Origin of the sequence: Natrialba sp. SSL1 (assembly GCF_001861355.1) — an archaeon.
GTDB lineage: Archaea > Halobacteriota > Halobacteria > Halobacteriales > Natrialbaceae > Natrialba.
Map to the genome: position 1 here is coordinate 151,705 of NZ_MASN01000035.1, position 23,669 is coordinate 175,373.

Genomic DNA, 23,669 nt, shown 5'->3' on the forward strand with positions numbered 1-23,669 from the left:
CAACTCCACTGATACCAGAGCAACTGACTCTCCCTAACAGACGCCGTGGCGCTCGTAGAACCGTCGCACCCTGTCGTCCGCCAGCAGCGGTCCGTGCACCTGAATCGACTTCAGGCCCGGATAGCTATTCGCCTCGATCACCGAGAACGAGCCGTCCTCGTCCGTGACGATCACGTCCCAGCCGATGTACGGCAGGAACGACGCAGAGGAAGCCATCTCGAGTACCCGCGAGCGAATCGTCTCCCAGTTTGGAATATGTTCGCCCTCTATCTGTGCGCCGGTGTCGGGGTGTGTCGTGTGCCAGGAGACGGCGTCTTGCCCGGAGACGGAGTCGGAATCAGATTCGGAACCGGCATTTGGCGGCCGTGCACCGGGTCCCAACTCCCCGGTATCGAGGTCGATTTCGGCGGAGAGCCCACCCTGCGTGAAGTTGTCGAGCGGCTCCGAATCGGTCGTTCCGATCCGGTGGATCCCCGCGGCGATGAACGGCTCGTGGGTCTCCTCGTCGTACATCGTGATGAGTCGAAGCGTGTTTGGCGTCTTCGGATACAGATCCGCGGGGAACGAGCCCTGTTCGACGTGCTCGCAGACGAGGTATTCGGACAGGTTCGAGACCAGCGAGCGAAACTCGGCATCCGCATAGTGTTCGCCATTGACCCGATAGCCGTCCTCGGTCCGCGAACAGAGGTAGACGTTGTTTCCGCCGCCCCCGCGAACCCACTTGAGGACCAGTTTCCCGTCGTCGTCGCACTCGAGTTGCTCGACGACGCGTTGGGCAGCGTTGTTGGTGTGTGCGTTGGCCGTGTGCGGTGTGTCCGTCTGCGCGTTGTTCGTGTGCCGGGAGTCTACCGAACTGGGTGACTGAACACCGCCGTCGGTACTGAACCGAGCGCCGTCGGTGTCGACGGTGTGGAACGAGCCGTCGTTTACCATCCCGTACACGGTCATGCGCTCGTCGTCGAACGGCTGCATCACGCGGTGAAAGAGGAGTTTGTTCGACAGGGCGACGGACCAGGTGCCGTTGATTCGCTTCGTCCGCACGTAGCGCTGATAGTCGGTGATGAAGTCCTGGACGCGATGGCCGTCGATGTCGTAGATTGCATCCGACCGGCTCAGGAACCCGCGTCGCCAAAGCCACAGGCGGCGACGAAGCGACGGGCTGACGTCGCTGTCGTACTCGGTTCCGGCAAGTCCCTGTATTCCTCTGGCCGTGTGGTACAGCCTGCGGACGTTCATGTCCAGCGCTGTCAGGCCGACCGTATTAGTTACCGAATCGGAAAGACCGTTTCACCGACCGACACTCAGTTGCACAGAGTGGAACTCCGTCGTACCGACCGGGAATTCACTCCGCCGGCGACTCTTCGGGCTCGTCCTCGGGATCGATCGTGACCGGCGTGTCCGCCGCCGAGAGGTCGTCAATATCGGGCCTGATCTGGTCCGCCACCGAGATGCGCGCGAGCGCCGCAATCATCGTGATTGCAACCAGCGCGACAACGGCGGTGCCCGCGAGAACGGTCTTCGGGCGGCGTCGCACACCCGCACCGGCAGCCCAGCAGAGGCCAGGACAGCGCCGCAGCGACGTCGCCGCCCCACGGAGGTGCCACGCACCACGCAGGAAGCGTCCCTCTGCGAGGTAGCGCTTTGCGAGCACGAGTTCGTGACTCGCGCGGATGTCGTATCCTGCCGCCTCGAAGCGCTCGACCTCGTCCTCGTACCGCGAGAGGTACTGCTCGTCCGCCTTCCGGATCACGTCGGCCGGCGGGTGGCCCGTCTCCTCGCGGACGACGAGTTCCTCGTCGACGTACGCCAGTTTCCCCTCGCCGAGCACGCGCAGACAGAATTCCGGATCCTGAAACCGGTCTAGCTCCTCGTCGAAGCCGTCGACCGCCCGTGCGACCGCGGTCTCGACGACCAGCGTCGAGCCCGCGCCGGGCTGGACGTTGTCCGCGAGAATTTCGCCGATCAGTTCGTCGTCGCCCTCGCGCACCGGCTCCGAATCCGAGCGAGCGAGCAGCGACGCCACGAGCCCGCGCGCCCGGTCGCTCGTCTCGGGTAACTCGAGTGCAGTATCACAGTAGACGCCGACCCAGTCGTCGTCGCGCTCGGCGAGTGTCTCGAGTTGGCGCGCGAGTTTGTCGGGGTGCCACTCGTCGTCGGAGTCGAGGAAGGCGACGTACTCGCCGCGGGCGTGGTCGATGCCGGTGTTGCGGGCGACGTTCGCGCCCTGGTTGGTCGCGTGGATAACGGGACGAACACGGGAGTCGTCGTAGCTCGCGAGCACTTCGGCAGTGTCGTCGGTGGAACCGTCGTCGACAACGATGACTTCGAGTTCGGACCCTGAAGACGAGTCAGAAATAGTCTGGTCGAGGGCGCTGTCGATGGCTCGCGGCAGGCTCTCGGCTCTGTTGTACGTCGGAATAATGACGCTGACGCGCGGCTGTGACATTGTTTGGGTTTCGCCAGCCGTGGGCCATTATTATCGAGCTACTAACCGCCGCGTACGGCCCGGTTCGCGACGGTGTGGCTGTTGGTCTGAACCGAACTGCTGTCGGCGCGACGGCCACTAAGAGGTGTATAAGAAAGACCCGAACGCTCCTGCCTCGAACCAATGACGGACAGCAACCGACGATCGTTCGTGGCGGCGACCGCAGCCGTCGGCACGCTCGGCGTCGCTGGCTGTCTCTCCACCATCGACGGCTGGGGCGACGGCGGTGACGGTGAGGGTACCGGTGACCACGACGACAACGACTCCGAGAGTGAGCCGGACGACACACGCGAGTTCCACTACCACAGCGCCGACGAGCTACCGGGCGAGACGCTCGTCTCCTTCGACGACCTCGACGGCTGGGTGACGATGCTCGATGCCGGCGACCTCGACGCCGACGAGGACGACCCCTACAGCGGGCCACAGTCCGCATCCCTCACGGCAGCGGAGGGCACCGAGTACGCAGGCATCTACACGACGCGTTCCGGCGGCGAGGATCTGTCCGATTCCACGCTCTCGCTGGCAGTTCGCTTTGCCGACCAGGAACAGCTCGTGCTCACCCTCGAACTGTTCGCACCGAACTCGAGTCGTTCGGTCACGCTACGCCGAACCCTGATCGGGCCGACGGATCGCTGGACGCGCGTCGACTTCGGAACCGCGGGGATCGACGGCGAGCCGGATCTCTCGAACGTCCGCGAGATCCGACTCACGGCTCGCCGGCGCGGCGCGACTGAGGGTCCGATCGACTGTGCGATCGACGACCTCCGTGTCGCATCCCGCCCAGACAGGGGGAAGGTCATGTTGCTGTTCGACGGCACACTCGAGAGCCACCACGAGATCGCACTCGAAGCACTCTCCGAGTACGACTTTGCGGGCGTCGAAGCGGTGATTCCCGAGACGGTCGGCAACGACGGCCGACTTTCGCTCACCCAGCTCGACGACCTCGTCGAGGCCGGTTGGGACGTGGCCGCTCGCCCGCGAACGGGTGCGCAGAACATCACCGACTACTCCGACACCGAGCAGGAGGGGCTGATCCGGCAGACCAACGCCTGGCTCGAGAACCGCGGCTTCGAGGATGGGACAGCGAGCTTTCTCACTCCGCGAAACGTCATGGGGCCGACGACCCGAGACCTCGTCGAGGAGTATCACGACCGCGCGTTCCGCTACGGCGGCGGGACGAACGGACTGCCGATCTCTGATCCGTACAACCTCGGGTTCTTCTCCGGGAACGCCGGCGAGGACACCAAAACCTACATCGACTACGCCGCGGCCCACGGCGAACTCGCCGTGCTTCACTTCGAGGAAATTGGCCCGAACAGCATGAGCGAACTCGCGTTCGAGAACCTGCTGTCGTACATCGACGACGCCGATGTCGACGTCGTGACGACGGCTGATCTCGACGAGTACGAGCCGTGATTCCGGATCGCAGCTGATCGCGCACACGCATACGCACACGATGAACGACCACACCGCCACGAACTGACGACAACACAGATCACAGTATGTACCGAGATTGTAGCGTCGGCGTCGTAATCCCGGCGTACAACGAGGAAGGATTCGTCGGCGATGTCATCGCCGAGATGCCGGCGTACGTCGACCGCCTGTACGTCATCGACGATCAGTCGACCGACGACACCTGGAACGAGATTTGCGAGGCCGCAACGGCGGACCGAGACGCACGAACGGACACCGCTGGCTACGAGCGAACCGCCGGCCAGCGCTACGCCAGCGGCGAGGAGGGCTACGCCGGCGTCGCGACTGACGGTGGCACCTCGGCGCTGGCGAGTCGCGCACAGGTCCACGACCCAATTGGCCGCGTCGTACCGATCCAGCACCGCGAGAACCTCGGTGCCGGCGGCGCGATCAAAACCGGCTATCTCGCCGCCCGCGAGGACGGTGTCGACGCGACCGTCACCGTCGACGCGGACGGCCAGATGGATCTCTCACAGATGCCGCGGCTCCTCGACCCCATCGTCGAGGGACAGGCCGACTACACCAAGGGGAATCGCCTCCTCTCGGCCGAGTACCGCGAGGCAATGCCGCGCTTTCGGTTCGTCGGCAACACCATTCTGACGTTCCTGACCAAGGTCGCCTCGGGCTACTGGAAGACAATGGACCCCCAGAACGGCTACACCGCCATCTCGAAGGAGGCACTCGAGTCGGTCGCACTCGAGGAACTCTACGAGTACTACGGCTACTGTAACGATCTGCTGGTGAAGCTCAACGTCGAGGATATGGCGGTCGCGGACGTGGCGATGCCGGCGGTCTACGGTGACGAGGAATCGAGTATCACCTATTCGGAGTACATTCCGAAGGTGTCGACGATGCTCCTGCGAAACTTCTTCTGGCGGCTCAAGACGAAGTATCTCGCGCTCGACTTCCACCCGCTCGCGTTCTTCTACCTCTTTGGAGCGGCGACTGCTGGGGTCGGCGTCTTCGCCGGACTCTGGACGCTGATCATTGCGCTCTCGCAGCTGTCAGTGCCGTTCCTGGAGAGTGTCGCGAGCGTGCTGGTCTTCGCGCTCGGCGTGTCGCTCTTGCTGTTCGCGATGGTGTTCGATATGGCTCAGAGCGAGCATCTCGAGGCGCAGGTGTACTAATCGCACACGGGTTGCGTCTCGTCTACTGTCGTTAGTAGCGGTAGTATCGGAAAGCAGATAACACTGCTTGTTACGATAGCGAGGATCCCACATACACCGCCCGAAACTACTCATTGGGCTTGTTTCTCCACCCGAGACAAGTGATAATTATGCCGATATTCATATGCCGTCCAAGGTATGTATTCTCAGCCATACGTGAACGAAGCCGTCGATACCGGCCTCCTCGAAGCCGGAGTCGATGCACTCCCGTTTGGCGTTGTTGTACTCGATCACACCGGCGTAATCGTCTACACGAACGAGACGTCTCTGCCCGCAATACAGGAAGATATCGGGATCGAGACGAGTAGTTTGATCGGTGAGAACTACCTCACTCACTGTCGGCACGCAAACGAACCACACGCCACAGCGATCGTTTCTGGCCTCGAGGACATCCTCACTAGAGACCGCGAACAGTTCCGACACGAATGTCAGTGTTCGCCGTTTCGCCGGGCTGACGACCGGTTGATCCGTCTTGACGCGACACCTATCGAATGCGAGAACGACCAGTATGCGGCCGTCTCCCATACGGAATCACGGGTCTCGAGTTCCGTTCGGAGCAAATGGGTTCTGGTGTCGGTCACAACTGATATGATTCTGCTTTAGAGCAGCGCGTTGACCGTCGGGCCGAGGAAGCTCAGTGCGAGCCCAGAGGCGAGCAGTGAGAGGCCGACGACGAACAGCAGGCGCTGCAGCCAGCCCCTGGACGAGTCGTTGTCACCGATAGCCGACCGCTCGAGTCGATCGTGAACGGCAGTTGCTTTCGAACCGACCGGGTCGGGGAAGAGGCCGAGGATTTCGAACGGCTCCGTCGGGTCGAGTGCGCCGACGAGGATCGCGAAGCCGACGAATAGCAGGAAGCCGACCGGCGGGACGAGTACGAGGGCGAGAATCGGGTGCGTGATCGCCGCCGAGAGCGCGAAGATCGGTCCACCGGAGAGCACCGCGGCGAGAAGTCCGCGTCCGAGTCGGGCGTCCGCGAGCGGGTCGAAACCGATCTGACGGGCGCTCACGCAGTGGAAGACGAACATCGAGCCGTAGCCGACGCTCGTCGCGACCGCCGCGCCGTGCATTCCATAGCGCGGGATCAACAGCGCGTTGAGGATTACGTTGATGAGCGCCGCGACACCGGTTGCGGCGACGGGGTACCTGAGCGTGCCGTTACCCTGCGAGATGGCGAGCACCGGTCGCGCGAGCGCGAAGCCGAGCGCGCCGGGAAGCAAGAGCAAGAGCGGCTCGACCGCGGGCACTGCCTCCTCGCCGAAGTAGATCGGGACGGCGACATCCGCGAGCGCGGCGAGACCGACTGCCATGATCACCGTCAATAACAGCGTGTAGCGGGTCGTCCGCGAGGCGAGTTCGGTGATCTTCCGGTGACGGTTCTGCGACCAGAGTTCGGACGTCGAGTGGACGTACACCGTCTGGAGGGCGAGCGGGACGAACCAGAGGAACTCCGCGAGCGTGAGCGCGGCACGATAATTCCCGACATCGGCGCTCTCGCGGAATTGCTGGAGCATCACGATGTCGATGTGATAGAGCGACATCAGCAGGAAGACGAGGGCAATGCTCATCGAGTTGAACGTGAGCATCTTCTTTCGCGGGAAGTCAGAACTGGGCGTGCTGAACACGCAGGAGAGCGAGATCCGACGGTGGACGATGAGCAGTCCGACCGTCGCAACTAGCAGGCTCGCAAAGAGGTGGCCGGCGAGCGCACCGAGGACGCCAGCGCCGGCGTAGACGAGCGGAATCGCGACGACGACGAAGCCGACCTTGTCGAGGACCTTCAGCGGCTCGGAGTAGCGCTCGAGTCCGAACCCCATGAGCGTCTTGCGCGCGTAGTCGCGAAACTGCGCGGTGATGACGAGCAGGGCGAGCGTGTAGAAGTAGATCGCCAGTTCGTCGCCGAACGCGTAACTGACGAGTCCGAACTGGGCGCTTACGAGCAACAGTACTGCGCCCGCAATAGCGAGGATCACCGCGAGCCGGAAGTAGTAGCCGACGACGTGTTCGCTCCAGTTGGCCGCGCTTCGATCCTCCGCGAGGAACTTTCGAACCCCGTCCGTGATGCCGGAGCTCACGAAGATCATGTAGATGGCGAACACCGACATCAGGAAGGAGTAGTCGCCGAATCCCGACGCACCGAGGAACCGGTACAGCAGCGGCGTCGAGAGCGCCGTGACGATAAGCACGATCACCTTCGTGCTGACGACCGAGAAAATACCACTTGCAATGCTTCTATTCATAGAGTAGCCTCCAACATCGCCGATCGCCACTGCCGATCGCTCCGCTGTCCATCCATCCCATTCGTCGATCGCGCACGATCGGGAGCCACAGTGATCGATCGGTGACGCCGACGGGGCCTTATTATACCCAGGTTAAACGGCGTGAGCGAGCGCTGGCGGCCACAGTCGACCCCACTGCTATGTGTGGTACTCGCACAGTTTCTGTCCAGCAAGTACCAGACCGCCAGCAAGACGACTGACAGCGACCGAATTCCGCACGATCGTTCGATGACAGCAGACGGTTGTCCGGCGTCGACCAGCCGGTTAACTGACTTATAAGTATGAACGGGCGACGGCAAGCGAGCGACAACACCAATGGGTACCGAACCGACAGGACGCCGCCTGAGTCGTCGCCGCCTTCTCGGCACCGCCGGCCTCGGCCTCGCAGGCCTGACCGCCGGCTGTACCGACCTCCGTTCCTCGGACGATGAGAGTCCAGGATCGAACAACTCGAGTACGGATGGCGCTGACAACGGTAGCGGCGACGCGTCCGGTGATGGTGGCGAGACTGATGGCGGCGATGGTGAAGGAGATGGCAACGGAGACGACGAGACAGTTGACGACGTCCCCGAAATCGACGGCGGCGCCGTCGCCTTCGTCTACGACGACGGCCCGATCGAAGACTACGAACAGGCGTTCCCCGTCCACCAGGAGTTCGACGCGCCCGCGAGTGCGGGCATCGTCTCCGAGTGGATCGGCCGCGAGGACTTCAACGGAACCGACTGGATGACCGTCGAACAGATCGCCGAACTCGAGGACGCCGGCTGGGAGATCATGTCCCACACGACCGCCCACACCGCCCTCGGCGCGTTCGACCTCGTCGAAGACGCCGATCCGGACGATACTCGCGTCTACCCCGAACAGCGAAACCACGGCTTTCACCACGGCCACGACGTCGAGATTACCGACGGCGAGACGAGCGTCCGCCGAACCGTCGTCGACTCGGATACCGACGATACCGGCGGCTATCTCGAGTTCGACGAACCGCTCGGCGAATCGTTCGCCGCAGGTGAGGCCGTCGAGCGCTATCCCGAGGACGTGATGGACGACTTCCTCGGACGCTCCAAACGGGAACTCGAGGACCACGGCTTCGAGATCGACACGCTGCTCGCCCCGTATGATATCGTCGACGACTGGGCAATCGATCATTCCCGCGAGTACTACGACGGCATCGCGAACGTCAATCCGGGCTCGATGCACAACGATCCGGACACGTTCGATCCGTTCGACACGAACCGCGACTACTTCATCGAGTTCACGACGCCCGAACAGGTGCAGTCTGAACTCGACCAGCTCGCCGCTGAGGAGGGCCTCGGGATCATCGGCGCCCACACGTTCAAAGAAGAGGTGACTGCGGATCGAATTCGCGAGACACTCGAGTGGATCGAAGAGCGCGACCTCGAGGTCGTGACGTTACGGGACTTGATTCGAGCGACAGCGGCCCGGTAGTCAGGTTGTGATTCTCAGCCTTAGACGATCGTGTTTCGCCAGGTGACGACGTTACTCGCGCCGAGGTCGTCGATACCGTTTGCAATCTCATTCACTCTGAGCGCGGGGCTGTCGATGCCCGGGTAGAGGCGGACGCCTTCGAGGTTCGGGTTGTGAGACTCGGCCGTCGAGTTCCGGAGGTGGTTGCCGTTCCCGTTGTCGATGTAGGGGTACTGGCTGGCCTGGAAGGAACAGCGATAGAGAGTGGTGTCGTCGCCGGCGAGGTAGATCCCGTTTCGGTCGACACCGTTGCGACCGGGCTGGTCGACGGAAACGTTGCTGAACCGACAGCCGTTCCGCCCACAGCGGATGCCGTCGCGGAAGCCGGCACCGGTGACGCCGGCCTCGCCCGAAATGTCGAGCAGTTCGACGAGCACCTGGTCGTCCTTGTCGCTGTCACGGATCCAGAACGGGTAGCCGCCGGCCGCTTCGTGGACGATGTCGCCGCCGTAGACGTGCGTGTAGCCCGCGTCCGGCGAGACGACGATACCGTGGTTCACCTGGTCGCCGCTGATCTCGATCGAGGTGTTCTCGATGCGCGAGGAGTGGCAGGTGTTCATCACCGAAACGGCGTGGCTGGTTGGCTGTGGCGATGTAATCGAGATATCCACGTTGTCGACGTGGAGTTCGTCACCGTTCTCGAGGCGAACCGCGCGCTGGCTGTTGTCGTACGAGCGCGTTCGATCGATCTCGACGGTTGCGTCGCGGACGACGCTGCCCTGGCCGCCGACGCGAACGTTCGCGCCGTTGCTGTTGCGGAACTCGCCGCCGTTGACGTAGACGGAGCCCTCCTCGTTGATCGCGTACAGGCCGTTGTCCGGGAAGCCGCCGAGTTCGCAGTCTTTGAACTCGATGTGGCCGATGTTGGTGTTGGCCTCGATACCGATCGGGCCGCGCCAGATGTTGCCCGCGTTCGGAGTCTGATCCGCGTGAAGCCCGCCGTCGGGTGCCCGGAACCGTTCGACGATTCCCTCACCGTTCGGGTCCGCCATAGCGAACATACCTGGTCCCCACGTGCCGCTGTCGTGCTCGCCGTGGACCGTCACGTCGCGCACTTCGAGCTGATCTGCGATCGTCGCCTCGATGACTCGGATCCCCGTGTCGGGTGCCGTCTGATCGACGTCGATTCCCTCGAAGAGAAGGTGGCCACCCGGGTTGTACGAGACGCCGAGCCGAAACAGGCGAAACTGCGGCCCGTCGAAGTCGTGATAGTTCGCCGGGACGAGCGTGGCACCGTCCCCGACGATGCCGAACTTCTCGAACCCGGTGAACCGGAACTGTTCGTCGATGTAGTACTCCCCTTCCGGGAAGAGCAACATGGTGTTGTCAGCACGGACGCTCTCGAGTACCGGCGTGATCGACTCCTGACCGGTCGGGTCCGCGCCGGCGTCGACCATGTTGACGACGTTGTCGAAGTCCTCGCCGTTTTCGTGGACGGCCGTCGCGGGGCCCGTTGCGGCGGCCCCGAGGCCGAGTGCTGCAATACCGGCGATCGATGCGCCCTGGAGGAACGTTCGTCGCGATCGGGTCGGTGACGTCTCACTCCTGACTTCGGTCCCGTTTAGGTCCCCATCCCCAGCAGCCGAGCCAGTTGTAGACTCCGTGTCAGCGTCCGGTGTGCCCGCTTCGTCGCATCTGTCCCCATGTACCGCGTTCCGCATACCACTTCGTTCCGACATTGATAGTCACTTTACTTTGAGTGATCTCTGGGTCCAGTATCTATGGATTCGGATAGCAAGCCTTTAAGTTCGATACGACAGTCTGCTGAGATCATATCTCCCCTTGCTGTACGAACTGCAACGATTGCATACGGTGAAACATGCATGAGAACACCACACACGAAGGAGGTGGCCCCGGTTTGCGAATGCTGTTTAACAGGCAATTAAGGCAGAGTCCAGAACGGTATCTCGGGAGTCGCCTGACTAGTACGGAATCCGAACGAACGAAAGCGGGTACTCGAGTAGGGGACTCCGGCGTACTGTCGCGAGCGACGGGTGCAGGATAGCGAGCGGGGGTCGGCGAGCGGTGAGCGGTGATCGAAGTTCCAAGTACAAAGTACGAGGTGCGAAGCGAGACTGTGCAGGCCGGAGACGGTAGATTACGGATATTCGTCGGATTACCGGCACTCGTCGGACTATCGGTACTCGTCGGACTACCGATACTCGTCGGGCGTCCGCTCGTCGTCGAGCGTGGCTCCGATTAGCTCTCCAACCGCACGGCGAAGCCGCTGTGAGACCGCAGAGTCGGTAATATCGAGCTGTTCGGCGAGGTCGTCCTGTGTGACGCCGCGGGGAATGTCGTAGTAGCCCGCATAGTACGCCATCGAGAGAATCTCGTGTTGTTGCTCGGTCAGAAAGTACGTGCCGTCATCGGAGGCCGAGGACTCGTAGAGTTGGTTCACGCGGAACGTCATCCCCTGTTCGCGACAGTACTCGCGAAACGCGGCCAGCGTCTCACGGTTCGGGAAGTGAACGCGGGCGTCCCAGCCGCCGTCGCCGCTCGTGATCGTAAAGACGAACAGTCCCCGTTCGGCACAGCGCTCGGGAACCAGGTGCCGGTCCGTCTCGACGCGAACGCGGTAGATCGCTCGGTTCTCGAACGTCGCGATACAGGCGGGATCCGAGACCGTTGGATCCGCTTCCATCGTTGCCTCGAGATGGTCGTACTCGTCAGTAAAGACCGAGACGAAGTACGTCATCGTCTCCGCAGTTTCAACCTCGTACTCGTACCTGATCGTCACGTCCGGATGATGATCGATCGTTGGCGCGAGCACGAGTTCGTCGTGAGCGACGTAGATCTCTGCGATGAACCCCATGGCGGTCTCTGTTCGAACGACTGTCGGTTTCGCGACCCCATACTTATCGTGTGTCTAAGTCGATTGTAGCGGCTGGAACTGTCTGATTCGACTGTCTCAGTTCATGTACCCCAGGTCCGCGAGTCGTTCCGTGACGTCGTCGTCGGCCTCGGGGCGGTCGCGTTCGGTTTCGGTTCTGTCTTCGGCAGTTCGTTCTCGATCTCCTGTCTCGTCCGCCCCGTCTCGCTCTCGCTCTCGGTTTCGGCCTCGGTCTACGGCACCGACGCCACTGTAGGGAGGATACTCGATCGCCTCGGTTGGGTCGACGGCTGGCACGACCTCGCCGTCCATCCGCTCGCTGGTGGGAACGCCCATCGCGGCCAGCACGGTCGGGGCAACGTCGAAGAGGTGCGCGCGGTCGATCGCAGCCGTCTCGTCGATCCCCTCTCCCGCGGCGACGAAGATTCCGTCGAGCTTGTGATTCCACGGCTCGACCGGACCGAAGTAGCCGTCTGCATCCTCTCGGAACTGCTCTGAAAGCGCGTGTTCGAAATCGGCCGGAATCGTCACGATGTCGACCGTTTCCTCGACGTTTTCGCCGTGGAAGTACTCCTCGCGAGGCGCGACCGTCTCGAAGAACGGTTCGCCGTCCGGTGTCTCGACACCGCGCAACGTCTCCATGAGTTCCTCTCGGAGGTCCTCGTACTCCGCGGGCGGAACGACGCCCATCGGTTCGCGTCCCTCGAGGTTGATCCGAACGCCAAGTTCCGTCCGGGCGCGAACGTAGGCCTTCGATTCCCCGAAGTCCACCTGCTCGTTCGCCGTCCGAGAGACGCCGCTCGGTGCGTACTTGATTGCCAGCTCCGCGAGGCCGACGCGCTCGAGTATCGTCCGAATCCGGCTGGCGGTAATGCCGAACTGCGCGGCGACGGAGGCCACGCGGGCGACCGTTCCCGGCTCCCAGGTGTCGTACTCCTCGCCCTCGCGGAGTCGCCGCCGCATCGGCGTCCAGGAGGGCATCCCTTTTCCGCCCGTAGTCGTCTCGAGGAACCCCTCGTCGCGCAGGAACTCGTTGAGCCGGAACTCGTAGCCCTCGTAGGGACCCATACCGTGGTCACTCACGAGGAAGACGCGGTCTGGGTCGCAGTCCTCGAGCACCTGCGCGATCGCCTCGTCGGTCGCCTCGTAGACGGCGTTCACCTTGTCCTCAGCGCCCGCAAACTCGTGGAACACCGTGTCCGTCTTCTGGAACTGCAGAAATCCAAAGTCGGGGTCGTACTCGTCCGCGAGATAACGAAACGCGTCGCCGCGCATTCGGACCAGCCGCTGGTACTCGTCGATCTTCGCCGACTCTGACACCGAGTCGTCATCACGGGTGTAGTTCGGATACACCCGATACTCGCCGATTTCGTCGCGCACGTCGTCGAGCAGCCCCGCTGGGTGACACGGCGGATCCTCCGGCCCGAGGAAGCCGGGAATCACCGCGCCGTCGAACTCGTCCGGCGGGTGTGTGACCGGCGCGTTGACGACGACACTCGAGTGCCCCTGCTGGTCGAGCAGGGTCCACAGTGGGTGTGCGTCGACGTCGTCGTTGCTGGTGACGTGCCAGTCGTAGCCGTCGTAGCCGACGAAGCCGATCGCGCCGTGTTTGCCGGGGTTCTGGCCGGTGTAGACCGACGGCCAGGCGCTCGGCGTCCACGGCGGAATCTGGGACTCGAGTGGTGCGGTGAGCCCGTCGGTACAGAGACGTTCGATCGTCGGGATACGGCCCTCCTCGAATAGGCGCTCGAAGACCGGCAGACAGCCTGCGTCGATACCGATGACGAGGGTGTCGAGCGAACTCGTCGATGCTGACGTCGAGTCCGGTTCGCCGTCGATCTTCGGAGGTGATTCCTGTGCGTTCGATGCTGTCTCGTCGCTGCGGGACGTCCGACTCATCGTATCATTCGTAGGGTTCTGAGAGAGTGGTTCGGCGACGACAGCGGCCGGCCACGCTGGCCGACTGCAGTTGCAGCCGCTGTCGCTGTCCGAGCTGTCCGTGCACGTGTCTTGGTCAGCGAGAAGCAGACGAGACTCTTCATTATCGGTTTGTTAAACCGTCAGTGGCTCGTCAGGGCGACGATAGCAAACACTGCGTCGACTGCCGATTGGCACTCACTCAGCCCGATCCGTCGTCATTGATCTCCGGTCGATCGTACTCGAACGACTCGCTCTCGGTGTACCGAGCAGCTTCACTCGGACGATTCGTCCTCGGTATCGTTCCCCTGCTCGTCTGCGTCGTCGGTCCCGTCCTCGCCGGCGGTGGACTCGAGTACCGCTCGGCGTTCGGCGCGCTGGTCTCGAGTCGTGTCCTCGCTCTCCTCACCCGTCGGCGTCGCTGTGCTGTCGTCCGGGCTAGCTGTCCCAGCGTTCGACGCTGCGTCTGCATTTGTGTCCGGCCCCGCAACACGGTCTGCGAGGAGTTCCGACATTGGGTCGAGCGAAACGTAGACGCGCGCTGCGAGGATCGCGAGCGGTGGGAGGGCGATCGCAAAGAACACGACATCGTACACCCAGGTCGCACCCTCTAGCAGCGGGGTGATCGCCGGAGCCATGCCGCTGTGGGCGACCAGCACGGCGACGAGGACGACGAACAGGTGAACCACCGAGGCGATATCGTCGACGACCTGCTGCGGGCCGTCGAGCGTCGAACGGACGAGTTCGGCGAGTCCGGGTGCGAGTACGAGCAACAGCCCAACCACTGCAATCGTCGCGACGAAGCTCACGATCGCCATCACCGTGATCGGGGTTCCCGGAATGACGCGATCGACGCCAGGGAGTACCGAGACGAGGCCGACGAACGCGAGCAACGCGATGGTCCCCAGCAGGAGCTTGCTGATCGACTGGACCGTCTCGTAGCGGACCGACTGCGACGTGGCGTGCGTGGATTGATCTGTGGACATTGCTGTACTCGAGGCTCCATTGGTACAGTACAAATAAACGACTGGTCGTCCGCACTGTTTTTAGTCGTTTATCGACATTTCACGCTCGTTTATGAAGTGCTAAAGCGCTGCATAGCAACACTGCCAGCGTGGCCAGAACGGCTTGACTGGCCCGAAGCGAAACAAGATGGACGTCACTGCTCGCGACCGCGCCAACTCCACAGTCCAAGTACAATCAACACGAGCGCGAGGACCCCCAGGACCAGCCAGGCTGCCCACTCACCGATGGCCGTCTCGGGACCCTGCACGACCGCGGTCTCCTCGAGGAGGAACAGCACGAGCAGGAGCAAGCCGAACATCGAGGCGATCGCCACGCCGATTCCCTCGCGGACGAGCCATCTGAACTCCTCGGCATCCACCTGTGCAGCGTCGGTTTGATGTTCCGGTGTGCTCTCACTAGCGTCGGGTGTCCCGGATGCTGCGCCAGACCCACGGCCGGTACCGGTACCAGTACCAGTACTGGCCGTCGTCCTGACTCGAGGGGCTCTGAACGACCCGACGACGTACGAGAGCGCGAGCACGGCCAGCATGATCGACACGAACGAGAACACCGCCGCGAGCGCAGATGGTGGGGTGAAGATGATCGTCACTACGGCAGCGGCGACCGCGGCGCTGCCGGCCATCACAGTGAAGCGTTTGTATGTCTGTTCCATACCATCTCTAGTCGCCACAGCGCTATAGTTCTATCAGGCCCGAACACCGCAGAGATGATTTCAGGCGGCATTTCTGACTCTCTGCTACCCCGTCCGTTCTCGCGTCTTTCGTTGGTCGTTGGGAAGCGTGTACTCGAGTACAGGAGCAGGTTTCAGAGACACTGCCGACGAGACCAACGCCGCGAAGGAATGGGACTACTCGGTAGATGTCGAGTCGATGGCCGAGCGAACGAGGTCTGCCGAGAGAGACGACAAGGGTACACGTTCACCATCGGCAGTATCGGCGACAAGAGCCGAGAGGCCAGCCCGAGATTCGTCGCCGGCATCGACGACGATGAGTTCCGTACCGGTGCGTGCAAGCTGTCGAGCCTCGTTTCGCGTCGCGTCAGTCGGACTTCCGTCGGCCACGTTCGCTCTGCCGTCGGTAACGAGGACGACGATGGCAGTTTCGGTGTCCGATTGCTCGACGACCAACCGGGCGGTTTCGAGACCGGCTGGAAGCGGCGTTCGGTCGCCAGACGGCAGCTCCTTGAGGTGACGCGCGGCGAGGGAGACGCTGTTCGTCGGTGGGAGCAACACGTCAGCTTCCTCGCCCGCGAACGCGACGAACGCGACGTCGTCTTTCTGCTGGTAGCTGTCTCGCAAAAGCTCGAGGACGACACCTTTCGCGGTCCGCATCGCGGGCCGCATCGACGCGCTCGCGTCGACCGCGAAGACGATCGTCGTTGACGTTTCGCCAGTTCGAACGGACTGGCGGAGATCGCCCGCCTCAACGTTCGATGCGCCGCGAGCCGCAGCGGATCGGACCGACGCCGCCGCATCTATCGGGCCCGTGTCCGACGCGGCTTCCGTTCTGATTCGGGCACCCCGGTTATCGGCGTCGGGTGTGACGCTCGTGCGAGAGCCGCTCGCACCCGCGGAGCGTTCGGCAGTGGCCTCCGGCGTCTCCAGTTCCGGCGCGCTCGCGTCACCAACCTCGGCCCGTCGTTGACCGGGAACGAGCGGATGGGCGGTCTCGTCACTGCTCTCGTCAGACTCCGTCTCCGCTTCGGATGTCTCGGCAGAGTCGTCGCGATCGCTGTGCTCTGCGTGCTCGTTCTCGGCTGAAGCCGATCCCCTGTCCCCGTTTGGCCGCCGTCCGTGGCCCGCGGTTTCGGATTCTGCGTCGTCAGTATCTGAACTGCACGAGTCGCCGTTGTGGTCGTCGTCTCCCTCACCGGACTCGTCGCGTTCGCGACCGTCGCCGTCGTCGGTGCCGCGCTCGCCGCCGTCCGCGGGTGCGGGCTCCCGCTCACTGTCATCGTCGGTCTCGTCGGTCCCGGCGGTCTCGTCGTCACCTTTCTCCTCCCCCCGCGATTCCTCGTCGAACCGATCCTCGAGCAGGTCGTCGAGCTCCGGTTCGTCTTCGAACGGTGTACTCCGGAGGCGGTGTGGCAGCGTGTAGGTGGCCGCCTCGCGAACGTCTGACTCGATCACGGTCGTTCGGTTCTCGAGTGCGGCCAGCGTCGCGGCGGTTCTCGCCGTGGCGATGTCGCCGCGGTGGCCCTCGACGCCGGCATCGAGGCACAGCTCGGCGATTTCGGCTTTAAACTCGTCGGGAACGCTGACGCGGGGCAGGCGGTCGCGCGCTTCGGTTACCGTCTCGCCGAGTCGCTCGACGTCATCGGCGTGCGCTTCGGTCGGATCCGGGCCGGTTCCGCGGTCGATCGCCCAGTCGATGATCTCGACGCGGTCCGCGACATCTCGACAGCCCTCGACGGTTGCCCGAAGGGCGAACCGATCCCGGAGTTGCGGCCGGAGGTCGCCCTCTTCGGGGTTCATCGTCCCGATTAGCGTGAAGTTCGCCGGATGGGAGACGCTGACACCGTCACGCTCGACGGTGTTGACGCCGCTCGCGGCCGCATCGAGAAGGACATCGACGAGGTGGTCGTCGAGCAGATTGACCTCGTCGACGTAGAGGACGCCGCGGTTTGCGCGAGCGAGTAGGCCGGGATCGAACTCGGCCTCGCCGGCCAGCGCGTCTTCGACCGAGAGCGTTCCGACGACCCGATCACGGGTCGCTCCGAGCGGGAGCGTGATGAGGGGGACGGGACGGGTCTCGACGGAGAACTCGTCGGCATCGCGTTCTCGACAGTCCGGGCACTGGCGGCTCGGATCGTCGGGTGCACAACTGAATCGACACTCCGCAACGACGCGCTGTTCGGGCAACAGATCGACGAGCCCTCGAACAGCGGTCGATTTCGCGGTGCCTTTCTCGCCGACGATTAACGCGCCGTCGAGCGAATCGTTCACGGCGACCGTCAGCAACACACGCTTGAGTTCCGGTTGGCCGACGATCGCCGGAAAGGGGATCGACGACAGGTTTTTGCCCCCGGCGTTTACAACCATAGTTGCGCTAATACAATAGAGGTTTAAAAATTCGATGGCACGTATCGGGATCTACACCGCGACGGAGAACGAACTCGGATCGATCGGCCGTGCGGCCGAGCGCCTCGAGGACGTCGAACTGGTCGTTCGCTCAGAGAGCGACTTAGACGACGAGGCGGCGATCGACGAGTTCGTCGACGAACTGCACGACGCCGGAGCAGCGATCTTCTGGCTGCACGGTGCCGAGGACAGCATGCCGGGCTACGATTACGCGACGGGGGCACTCGAGGAGGCGAACGTTCCGCTGATCGTCAAAGCGACGGGCGACGCCTTCGCGTTCGAGGACACAACGGTCGCCGACGACCATCGTGACCTCGCCTACGAGTATCTGGAGAAAGGCGGCACGATCAACGTCGCCAACCTGTGTCGGTTCCTCGTCGCCGAGTACGAGGACCGAGTTCTCGAGTACGACGAGCCCCAGGAACTGCCGACGGAGGGGGTCTACCACCCTGACTATCCGGGGATCGGCTACGAAGAACTGCTCGAAACCCACGACTCCGGCCGGCCGACGATCGCGATCTGGTTCTACGAATCCCACTGGACCCACGAGAACACCCGGTACGTCGATCGGCAGGTCCGGGCACTCGAGGAACAGGGCGTCAACGCCCTCCCGATCTTCTGTAACCCGGCGACCGACACAGACGAGCAGGAGGACGCCGAGTGGGTCACCGACAACTGGCTGCTGGATGACGAGGGTGGACCCGTTGTCGACGCCGTCCTCTCGTCGTTTATGTTCTCGCTCTCGATGGACGAGCGCGGCCGGTCGGCCACCGGGGAGGGATGGAATCCCTCTGGCAGCCGGACGCAGTCCGGCGACGACGAGGGCGACAGCGCGGAGGACATCTTCCTCGACCGACTGGGCGTGCCGGTCCTCCAGACGGTCACGACGATGCGCTCCCGTTCCCGGTACGAATCCAGCGACACGGGCGTGATGGGGTTCGAACTCGCCCTCTCGGTCGCCCTGCCGGAGTTCGACGGGAACGTGATCACGCACCCGATTTCCGGCAAAGAGCGCACCGACGACGAGGCCGGTATCGGCTCCGCACCGAAACACCACTTCCCGATCGACGACCGGATCGACCACGCGACGCGGTTGGCGGTCAACTGGGCACGGCTGCGCCACACGCCCAACGAGAACAAACAGATCGCCGTCGTCCTCCACAATTACCCGCCGAGCGACGACGGGATCGGCACCGCCTTCGGGCTCGACTCGCCCGAGTCGACCGTCAATCTGCTCGAGGAACTCGAGGCCCGGAACTACGATCTCGACGGCGAGATGCCCGACGACGGCCAGACGCTCGTCGAGAAACTCACGTCGCAACTGACCCTCGAGGACCGCTGGGTCGCCCCCGAGGACGTCCGCGACCTCTCCGTCGACGTTGTCTCCCCCGACACCTACGCGGAGTGGTTCAGCGACGCCGACGAGGGGTTCCAGGAGAACGTCGTCGAGGAGTGGGGCGAGGCGCCCGACCGCCCGTTCGCGATTCCGGGCGTCGAGTTCGGCAACGTGCTCGTGACGGTGCAACCGCCCCGTGGATTCGGCATGGACCCCTCGAAGGTCTACCACGATTCGGACCTCCAGCCGCCACACGACTACTACGCGTTCTACGGCTGGCTGCGCAACGAGTTCGAGGTCGACGGGCTCGTCCACCTGGGAACGCACGGGAGTCTCGAGTGGCTCCCCGGAAAGACCGTCGGCCTGAACGGCGAGAGCGCACCCGACCAGCTGATCGACGACCTCCCGAACGTCTATCCGTACATCGTCAACAACCCCGGCGAGGGGACCCAGGCGAAACGGCGCTCCTACGCCGCCATCGTCGACTACCTCACCCCGGTCATGCGGTCGGCGGGAACCTACGACGAACTCGCGGAACTCGAGGAACTCGCCAACCAGTATCGCGAGGCCGGGATGGAAGACGCCCGGGCAGACGACGGGGAGCATCTCGAGACGCTGATCCGCGAGAAAGTCGACGAACTGGACCTCGCCGTCGAGTTGGGGGTCCAAGGGAGCATCGACGAGAAGGTCGACGTCCGCGGTCCGGACGAAGCCGGCTCGACACTTGCCGAGGGAGACGTGGACGGCGACGACGTCGAGATCGACGAACTCGTCGAGCGGATCCACGAGTACCTCACCGACGTCAAGACGACCCAGATTCGGCTCGGCCTCCACACGATGTCCGAGCCACCGGCCGACGAGCGGCTGGTCGAGTACCTCGTCGCGCTCACCCGACTCGAGAACCCCGGCGCGCCGAGCCTGCGCGAGAGCGTCGCCGGCGCGCTCGGCGTCGACTACGACAAGATGTTGAACGCGCCCGGCGAGTACGACGAGGATCTGGGGATGACCTACGCTGAAGCCGCCGACGTGGTTCACGAGACTAGCCTCGACCTCGTGGAGACGCTGGCGGCGCACGACTTCGATGTGCCGGAATCCGAGCGTGAAATGGGGTCCGACGACGTCTCGTCCGAGCAGCGCGAGGACGAGGCTCGTCAGACGAAGTCTGACGTTGAGGTGAACATGAACCTGCTCGTGGTCGACCTCGAGACGATCGGCGACGCGCGAGCCAAATCGGGCGCTCACGACGACCTCCGGAAGGCGCTAGCGTACATCTGCGAGGAGGCCCAGCCCCGCGTACAGGGCGCCAAGGACGAGATTCCCCGCACCGCGGACGCCCTCTCGGGCGAGTACGTGCCTCCCGGTGGCTCCGGTGCACCGACCCGCGGCGGTGTCGACCTGTTGCCCACGGCGCGGAACTTCTACACGCTCGACCCGCGGAAGGTGCCGGCCAAGCCAGCCTGGCAAGTGGGTCGAGAGGTCGCCGAGGGTGTGCTCGAGCGCCATCACGACGAGAACGACGAATATCCAGAGGAGATCGGCGTCGTCGCCTGGGGCACTCCGACCGTGCGAACGCGCGGAGAGACGATCGGCCAGGTGCTCGCCATGCTGGGCGTCGAACCGCAGTGGACTGACGCAGGCCGGATCGACGACGTCGAGCCGATTCCGCTCGAGGAACTCGATCGACCCCGTATCGACGTGACGACCCGCGTCTCGGGACTGTTCCGCGACGCCTTCCCGGCCGCGGCAGGGGTCATCCACGACGCCGTCGATGCGGTCGTCGACCTCGACGAACCCCACGACATGAATTACGTGAAGAAACACGTCGAGGAGGAGGTCGAGGAACTGCAAGACGAGGAGGGACTCGACGAGTCCGACGCCCGCAAGGCCGCGAAACACCGCGTGTTCACGACCAAGCCCGGCGGCTACGGCGCCGGGACGAACAAGGCCGTCGACGAGGGCAACTGGGACGACCGCTCAGATCTGGCCTCGGTCTACGTCCAGTGGGGCGGCTACGCGATGGGTTCGCGTGGCCGGGTTTCGGACGCCCACGACGCCTTCGAACGGCGGCTCTCGAGTGTCGATGCGACTGTGAAGATCGAGGACACGATGGAGCAAGACGAGTTCGACTCCTCGGACTGGTACGCGTTCCACGGCGGCTTTATTTCCGCCGTCTCGGAAATCGCGGGCGAGGAGCCGTCCTCCTACGTCGGCGACTCCTCGGACCCGGATAACGTCGACGTCTACACGAACGAAGAGAAGGTTCGCAAGGCGATGCGCTCCCGTGTCCTGAACCCGGACTGGCTCGAGTCCATGGAGGAGCACGGCTACAAGGGCGCCGGCGACCTCTCGACGACCGTCGACGTGACGCTGGGCTGGGACGCGACGACCGGCGTCGTCAGCGACACGCTCTGGGAGGCGGTCGCCGAGAAGTTCGCCTTCGACGAGGAGCGCCAGGAGTGGATGCGCGATGTCAACCCGTGGGCACTCGAGTCCATCACGGACACGCTGCTCGAAGCGATCGAGCGCGACCTCTGGAACGCCGACGAGGAGACCGTCGACCGCCTGCGCGATCTGAATCTCGAGGTCGAGGGCGATCTCGAGGCGCGGACGACCAACGAGGCCGTCGGCGCGGGGGTACCGACCGATGACTGACGAACCTGTTCGGCAGACGATCGAGACGACAACCGACGAGAGTGAGACAGTATGAGTAACAGTGATAGCCAGACGTTCGAGGAAGAGTACGCCGACCTCGGTGCGACGACCCAGAACGCGATGGACATCGCCGAGACGAGCATGGACATCGTCCGGCAGTTCGTCCCCGACGAGACGTTGGCCGACCGGCTGCGACAGAAGTCAGTCCACTCGATGGGCGACATCGAGTTCCAGCACCTGATCCGCTTTACCGGCAGCGACGACCTCGGCGACGACGAGGATGCACCCGTTCGTGCAGGCGCGCGGGCAGTGCTCGAGGAGGCCGCCGTAATTACGGACATCACGATGGTCAAAGCCGGCATCACGGGACGGGGCCACGACTGCGAGGTCTCCAAAGCCATCGGGCGCGGGAAGGAACTCGCAACGGAGACGGGGATGACCCGGACCGCCGCGGCGATGCTCAAACTCGACAAGGAGGACGCCTTCGAGGACGCAATCGTCACGATCGGCAATGCGCCGACGGCCGCACTCGCACTTGCAGACTGCATCGAACAGGGGACCCGGCCTGCGGTCGTGGTAGCCACCCCCGTCGGCTTCGTCAAGGCCGAGGAGAGTCGCCAGCGGATCCGCGAGGTCAGCGAGGCCTATGGCGTCCCGGCGATCACCCATGTCGGCCGCCGCGGCGGCAGCGGCCTCGCCGCCGCGCTGACGAACGAACTGATCCACGTCGCCACGGATGTCCGCACCGACGAACTCGAGTTGGAGCGTACAGCGGGCGGGCGCGCGACCCGAGCCGCGAGCGAGGACAAATGAGCGGCGAGTACGACCTCGATGCAGGGCCGGATCCGGCGACGTTTGCGGCTGCGGCGGCCGAGTCGGCGATCGACGAGGAGACGGACGATCCCGTCTACGCCGTCGGCGTCGGTCCGGGCAACCAGGAGTTCCTCACGCCGCGCGGCCGGCGGGCGATCGAGGAGGCCGACGTCGTCGTCGGCTTCACGACCGTCGTAGAGTTCGTCGAGGACCTGACCGACGCCGATCTGCTGACCTGCGGCTACAGGGACGAGGCCGAGGCACTCGCGGAGTTCGCCGAGCGTGTCGCGGCCGGCGAGTCGGGCACTGCCGTCGCGATGGGCGACCCCAACCACTCGGGCTACCAGTTCGTTGGGAAGGTTCAGGACGCCGTGGGGCGGGAAGCGGACGCCCGAGACGTCGAGCCGCGGCCGGTCCGCGTCGTCCCCGGCATCTCCTCGTTGCAGGTGGCCGCGAGCCGCGCTCGGACCCCGATGGAGGACACCGAGTTCGTCACGCTCCACAAGAGCGGCGACCTTGGGGCCGACGTGGACCGACTCGCGGCGGCGGTTGTCGAGGACGACCGTCACCTGCTCGCGCTCCCGCGGCCGTTCGATCGAATGCCCGGGGATCTCGCCGAGTTGCTGCTCGAGCGCGGCGCCGATCCCGACCTCGAAGCGCTGGTCTGCGAGAAACTGACCCACGAGGACGAGCGGATACACCGGTTCACGCTAGCCGAACTGTCGGAACACGCGGGCGGCAGTGGCCGGGAGGACACGCCGTTCTCGGATCTGGTTGTGCTCGTGGTCCGACAACCCGTGTAGTCGCGACCGATTGCTTTCCCGTTGAAAACCGGCCGACGCTGAACGCACAGCCGTCGTGAACCGCCTTGTTCACTTGTAGATACTCACCACAGACGTTCTCGAGGTCACCGATCGTTTCGTTCGTCTGGCCATCAATGGGACCGAGTCCCCCGACGGTGTCCCCTTTTCGGTCTCCCACTCGCCGATCGGACACGACGAACGCAGATCGGCGGTCCGGCTTCCGAGCCGCTTTGGCACTCGAATCTGGTTCGCCGCACTCGTCGACCAGGACGGCACTGAATAAACGATACTTTCACTGGTTCAACTCAGAATGAGCAAT

At 63.9% G+C, this 23,669-nt stretch carries 16 protein-coding genes; 6 read left to right on the plus strand and 10 right to left on the minus strand.

Translation table 11 applies throughout. The features are described from left to right. Positions 1-33: 33 nt before the first annotated feature. Together BBD46_RS11740 and BBD46_RS11745 are read right to left on the minus strand one after the other, a co-directional pair. Positions 34-1,236, minus strand: a complete 1,203-nt coding sequence (locus BBD46_RS11740; RefSeq protein WP_071401897.1) for a sugar-transfer associated ATP-grasp domain-containing protein — start codon at positions 1,234-1,236, stop codon at positions 34-36. Positions 1,237-1,342: 106 nt separating this feature from the next. Next, positions 1,343-2,446 carry a glycosyltransferase family 2 protein gene (locus BBD46_RS11745; RefSeq protein WP_071401898.1) on the minus strand — a complete coding sequence of 368 codons (1,104 nt, stop codon included), beginning with the start codon at positions 2,444-2,446 and terminating at the stop codon, positions 1,343-1,345. Between the two features lie 162 nt (positions 2,447-2,608). Here BBD46_RS11745 and BBD46_RS11750 point away from each other — a divergent pair, with 162 nt between their 5' ends. Together BBD46_RS11750 and BBD46_RS11755 are read left to right on the plus strand one after the other, a co-directional pair. Then, positions 2,609-3,901: a polysaccharide deacetylase family protein gene (locus tag BBD46_RS11750; protein WP_071401899.1), complete on the plus strand. Its 1,293-nt coding sequence runs from the start codon at positions 2,609-2,611 to the stop codon at positions 3,899-3,901. A gap of 86 nt (positions 3,902-3,987) precedes the next feature. Then, positions 3,988-5,085, plus strand: coding sequence for a glycosyltransferase family 2 protein (locus BBD46_RS11755; RefSeq protein ID WP_071401900.1), 1,098 nt, complete (start codon positions 3,988-3,990; stop codon positions 5,083-5,085). A gap of 159 nt (positions 5,086-5,244) precedes the next feature. Here BBD46_RS11755 and BBD46_RS22215 read toward each other — a convergent pair whose 3' ends face one another. Together BBD46_RS22215 and BBD46_RS11765 are read right to left on the minus strand one after the other, a co-directional pair. Further along, complete coding sequence (locus BBD46_RS22215; protein WP_139173582.1) at positions 5,245-5,649, minus strand: hypothetical protein; 405 nt, start codon at positions 5,647-5,649, stop codon at positions 5,245-5,247. A gap of 74 nt (positions 5,650-5,723) precedes the next feature. Continuing rightward, on the minus strand, positions 5,724-7,364 hold the full coding sequence (locus BBD46_RS11765) for a polysaccharide biosynthesis C-terminal domain-containing protein (protein WP_071401902.1): 1,641 nt from the start codon (positions 7,362-7,364) through the stop codon (positions 5,724-5,726). A gap of 354 nt (positions 7,365-7,718) precedes the next feature. Between BBD46_RS11765 and BBD46_RS11770 the strand changes: the two genes are divergently transcribed. After that, positions 7,719-8,852, plus strand: a complete 1,134-nt coding sequence (locus BBD46_RS11770; protein WP_071401903.1) for a polysaccharide deacetylase family protein — start codon at positions 7,719-7,721, stop codon at positions 8,850-8,852. Between the two features lie 20 nt (positions 8,853-8,872). On the opposite strand, the gene BBD46_RS11775 is transcribed toward BBD46_RS11770, so the two are convergent. The 6 genes from BBD46_RS11775 to BBD46_RS11800 all read right to left on the minus strand — a co-directional run bounded on the left by BBD46_RS11775 (position 8,873) and on the right by BBD46_RS11800 (position 17,707). Next, positions 8,873-10,552, minus strand: a complete 1,680-nt coding sequence (locus tag BBD46_RS11775; RefSeq protein WP_071402189.1) for a hypothetical protein — start codon at positions 10,550-10,552, stop codon at positions 8,873-8,875. 491 nt (positions 10,553-11,043) lie between these two features. Next, positions 11,044-11,706, minus strand: coding sequence for a helix-turn-helix domain-containing protein (locus BBD46_RS11780; RefSeq protein WP_006654666.1), 663 nt, complete (start codon positions 11,704-11,706; stop codon positions 11,044-11,046). Between the two features lie 96 nt (positions 11,707-11,802). Continuing rightward, the gene (locus BBD46_RS11785) at positions 11,803-13,623 is read right to left on the minus strand and encodes an alkaline phosphatase family protein (protein WP_071401904.1); all 1,821 of its coding nucleotides are present in this window, start codon (positions 13,621-13,623) and stop codon (positions 11,803-11,805) included. Between the two features lie 293 nt (positions 13,624-13,916). Beyond that, a complete protein-coding gene (locus BBD46_RS11790) occupies positions 13,917-14,627 on the minus strand; it encodes a hypothetical protein (protein WP_071401905.1) in 711 nt (236 codons plus the stop codon). 173 nt (positions 14,628-14,800) lie between these two features. Then, on the minus strand, positions 14,801-15,319 hold the full coding sequence (locus BBD46_RS11795; protein ID WP_253184555.1) for a hypothetical protein: 519 nt from the start codon (positions 15,317-15,319) through the stop codon (positions 14,801-14,803). Between the two features lie 195 nt (positions 15,320-15,514). Continuing rightward, a complete protein-coding gene (locus BBD46_RS11800; protein WP_071401906.1) occupies positions 15,515-17,707 on the minus strand; it encodes a VWA domain-containing protein in 2,193 nt (730 codons plus the stop codon). A gap of 34 nt (positions 17,708-17,741) precedes the next feature. Between BBD46_RS11800 and cobN the strand changes: the two genes are divergently transcribed. Genes cobN through BBD46_RS11815 form a run of 3 tightly spaced genes read left to right on the plus strand, consistent with a single transcriptional unit; the run spans position 17,742 to position 23,350 of the window. Next, positions 17,742-21,734 (plus strand): cobaltochelatase subunit CobN, encoded by a 3,993-nt coding sequence (gene cobN, locus BBD46_RS11805; protein WP_071401907.1) that lies wholly within the window; start codon positions 17,742-17,744, stop codon positions 21,732-21,734. Positions 21,735-21,785: 51 nt separating this feature from the next. Further along, positions 21,786-22,547, plus strand: coding sequence for a precorrin-8X methylmutase (locus tag BBD46_RS11810; protein ID WP_071401908.1), 762 nt, complete (start codon positions 21,786-21,788; stop codon positions 22,545-22,547). Continuing rightward, complete coding sequence (locus tag BBD46_RS11815; protein WP_071401909.1) at positions 22,544-23,350, plus strand: cobalt-precorrin-7 (C(5))-methyltransferase; 807 nt, start codon at positions 22,544-22,546, stop codon at positions 23,348-23,350. Before BBD46_RS11810 ends, BBD46_RS11815 begins: the two co-directional genes overlap by 4 nt. Positions 23,351-23,669 lie beyond the last annotated feature (319 nt).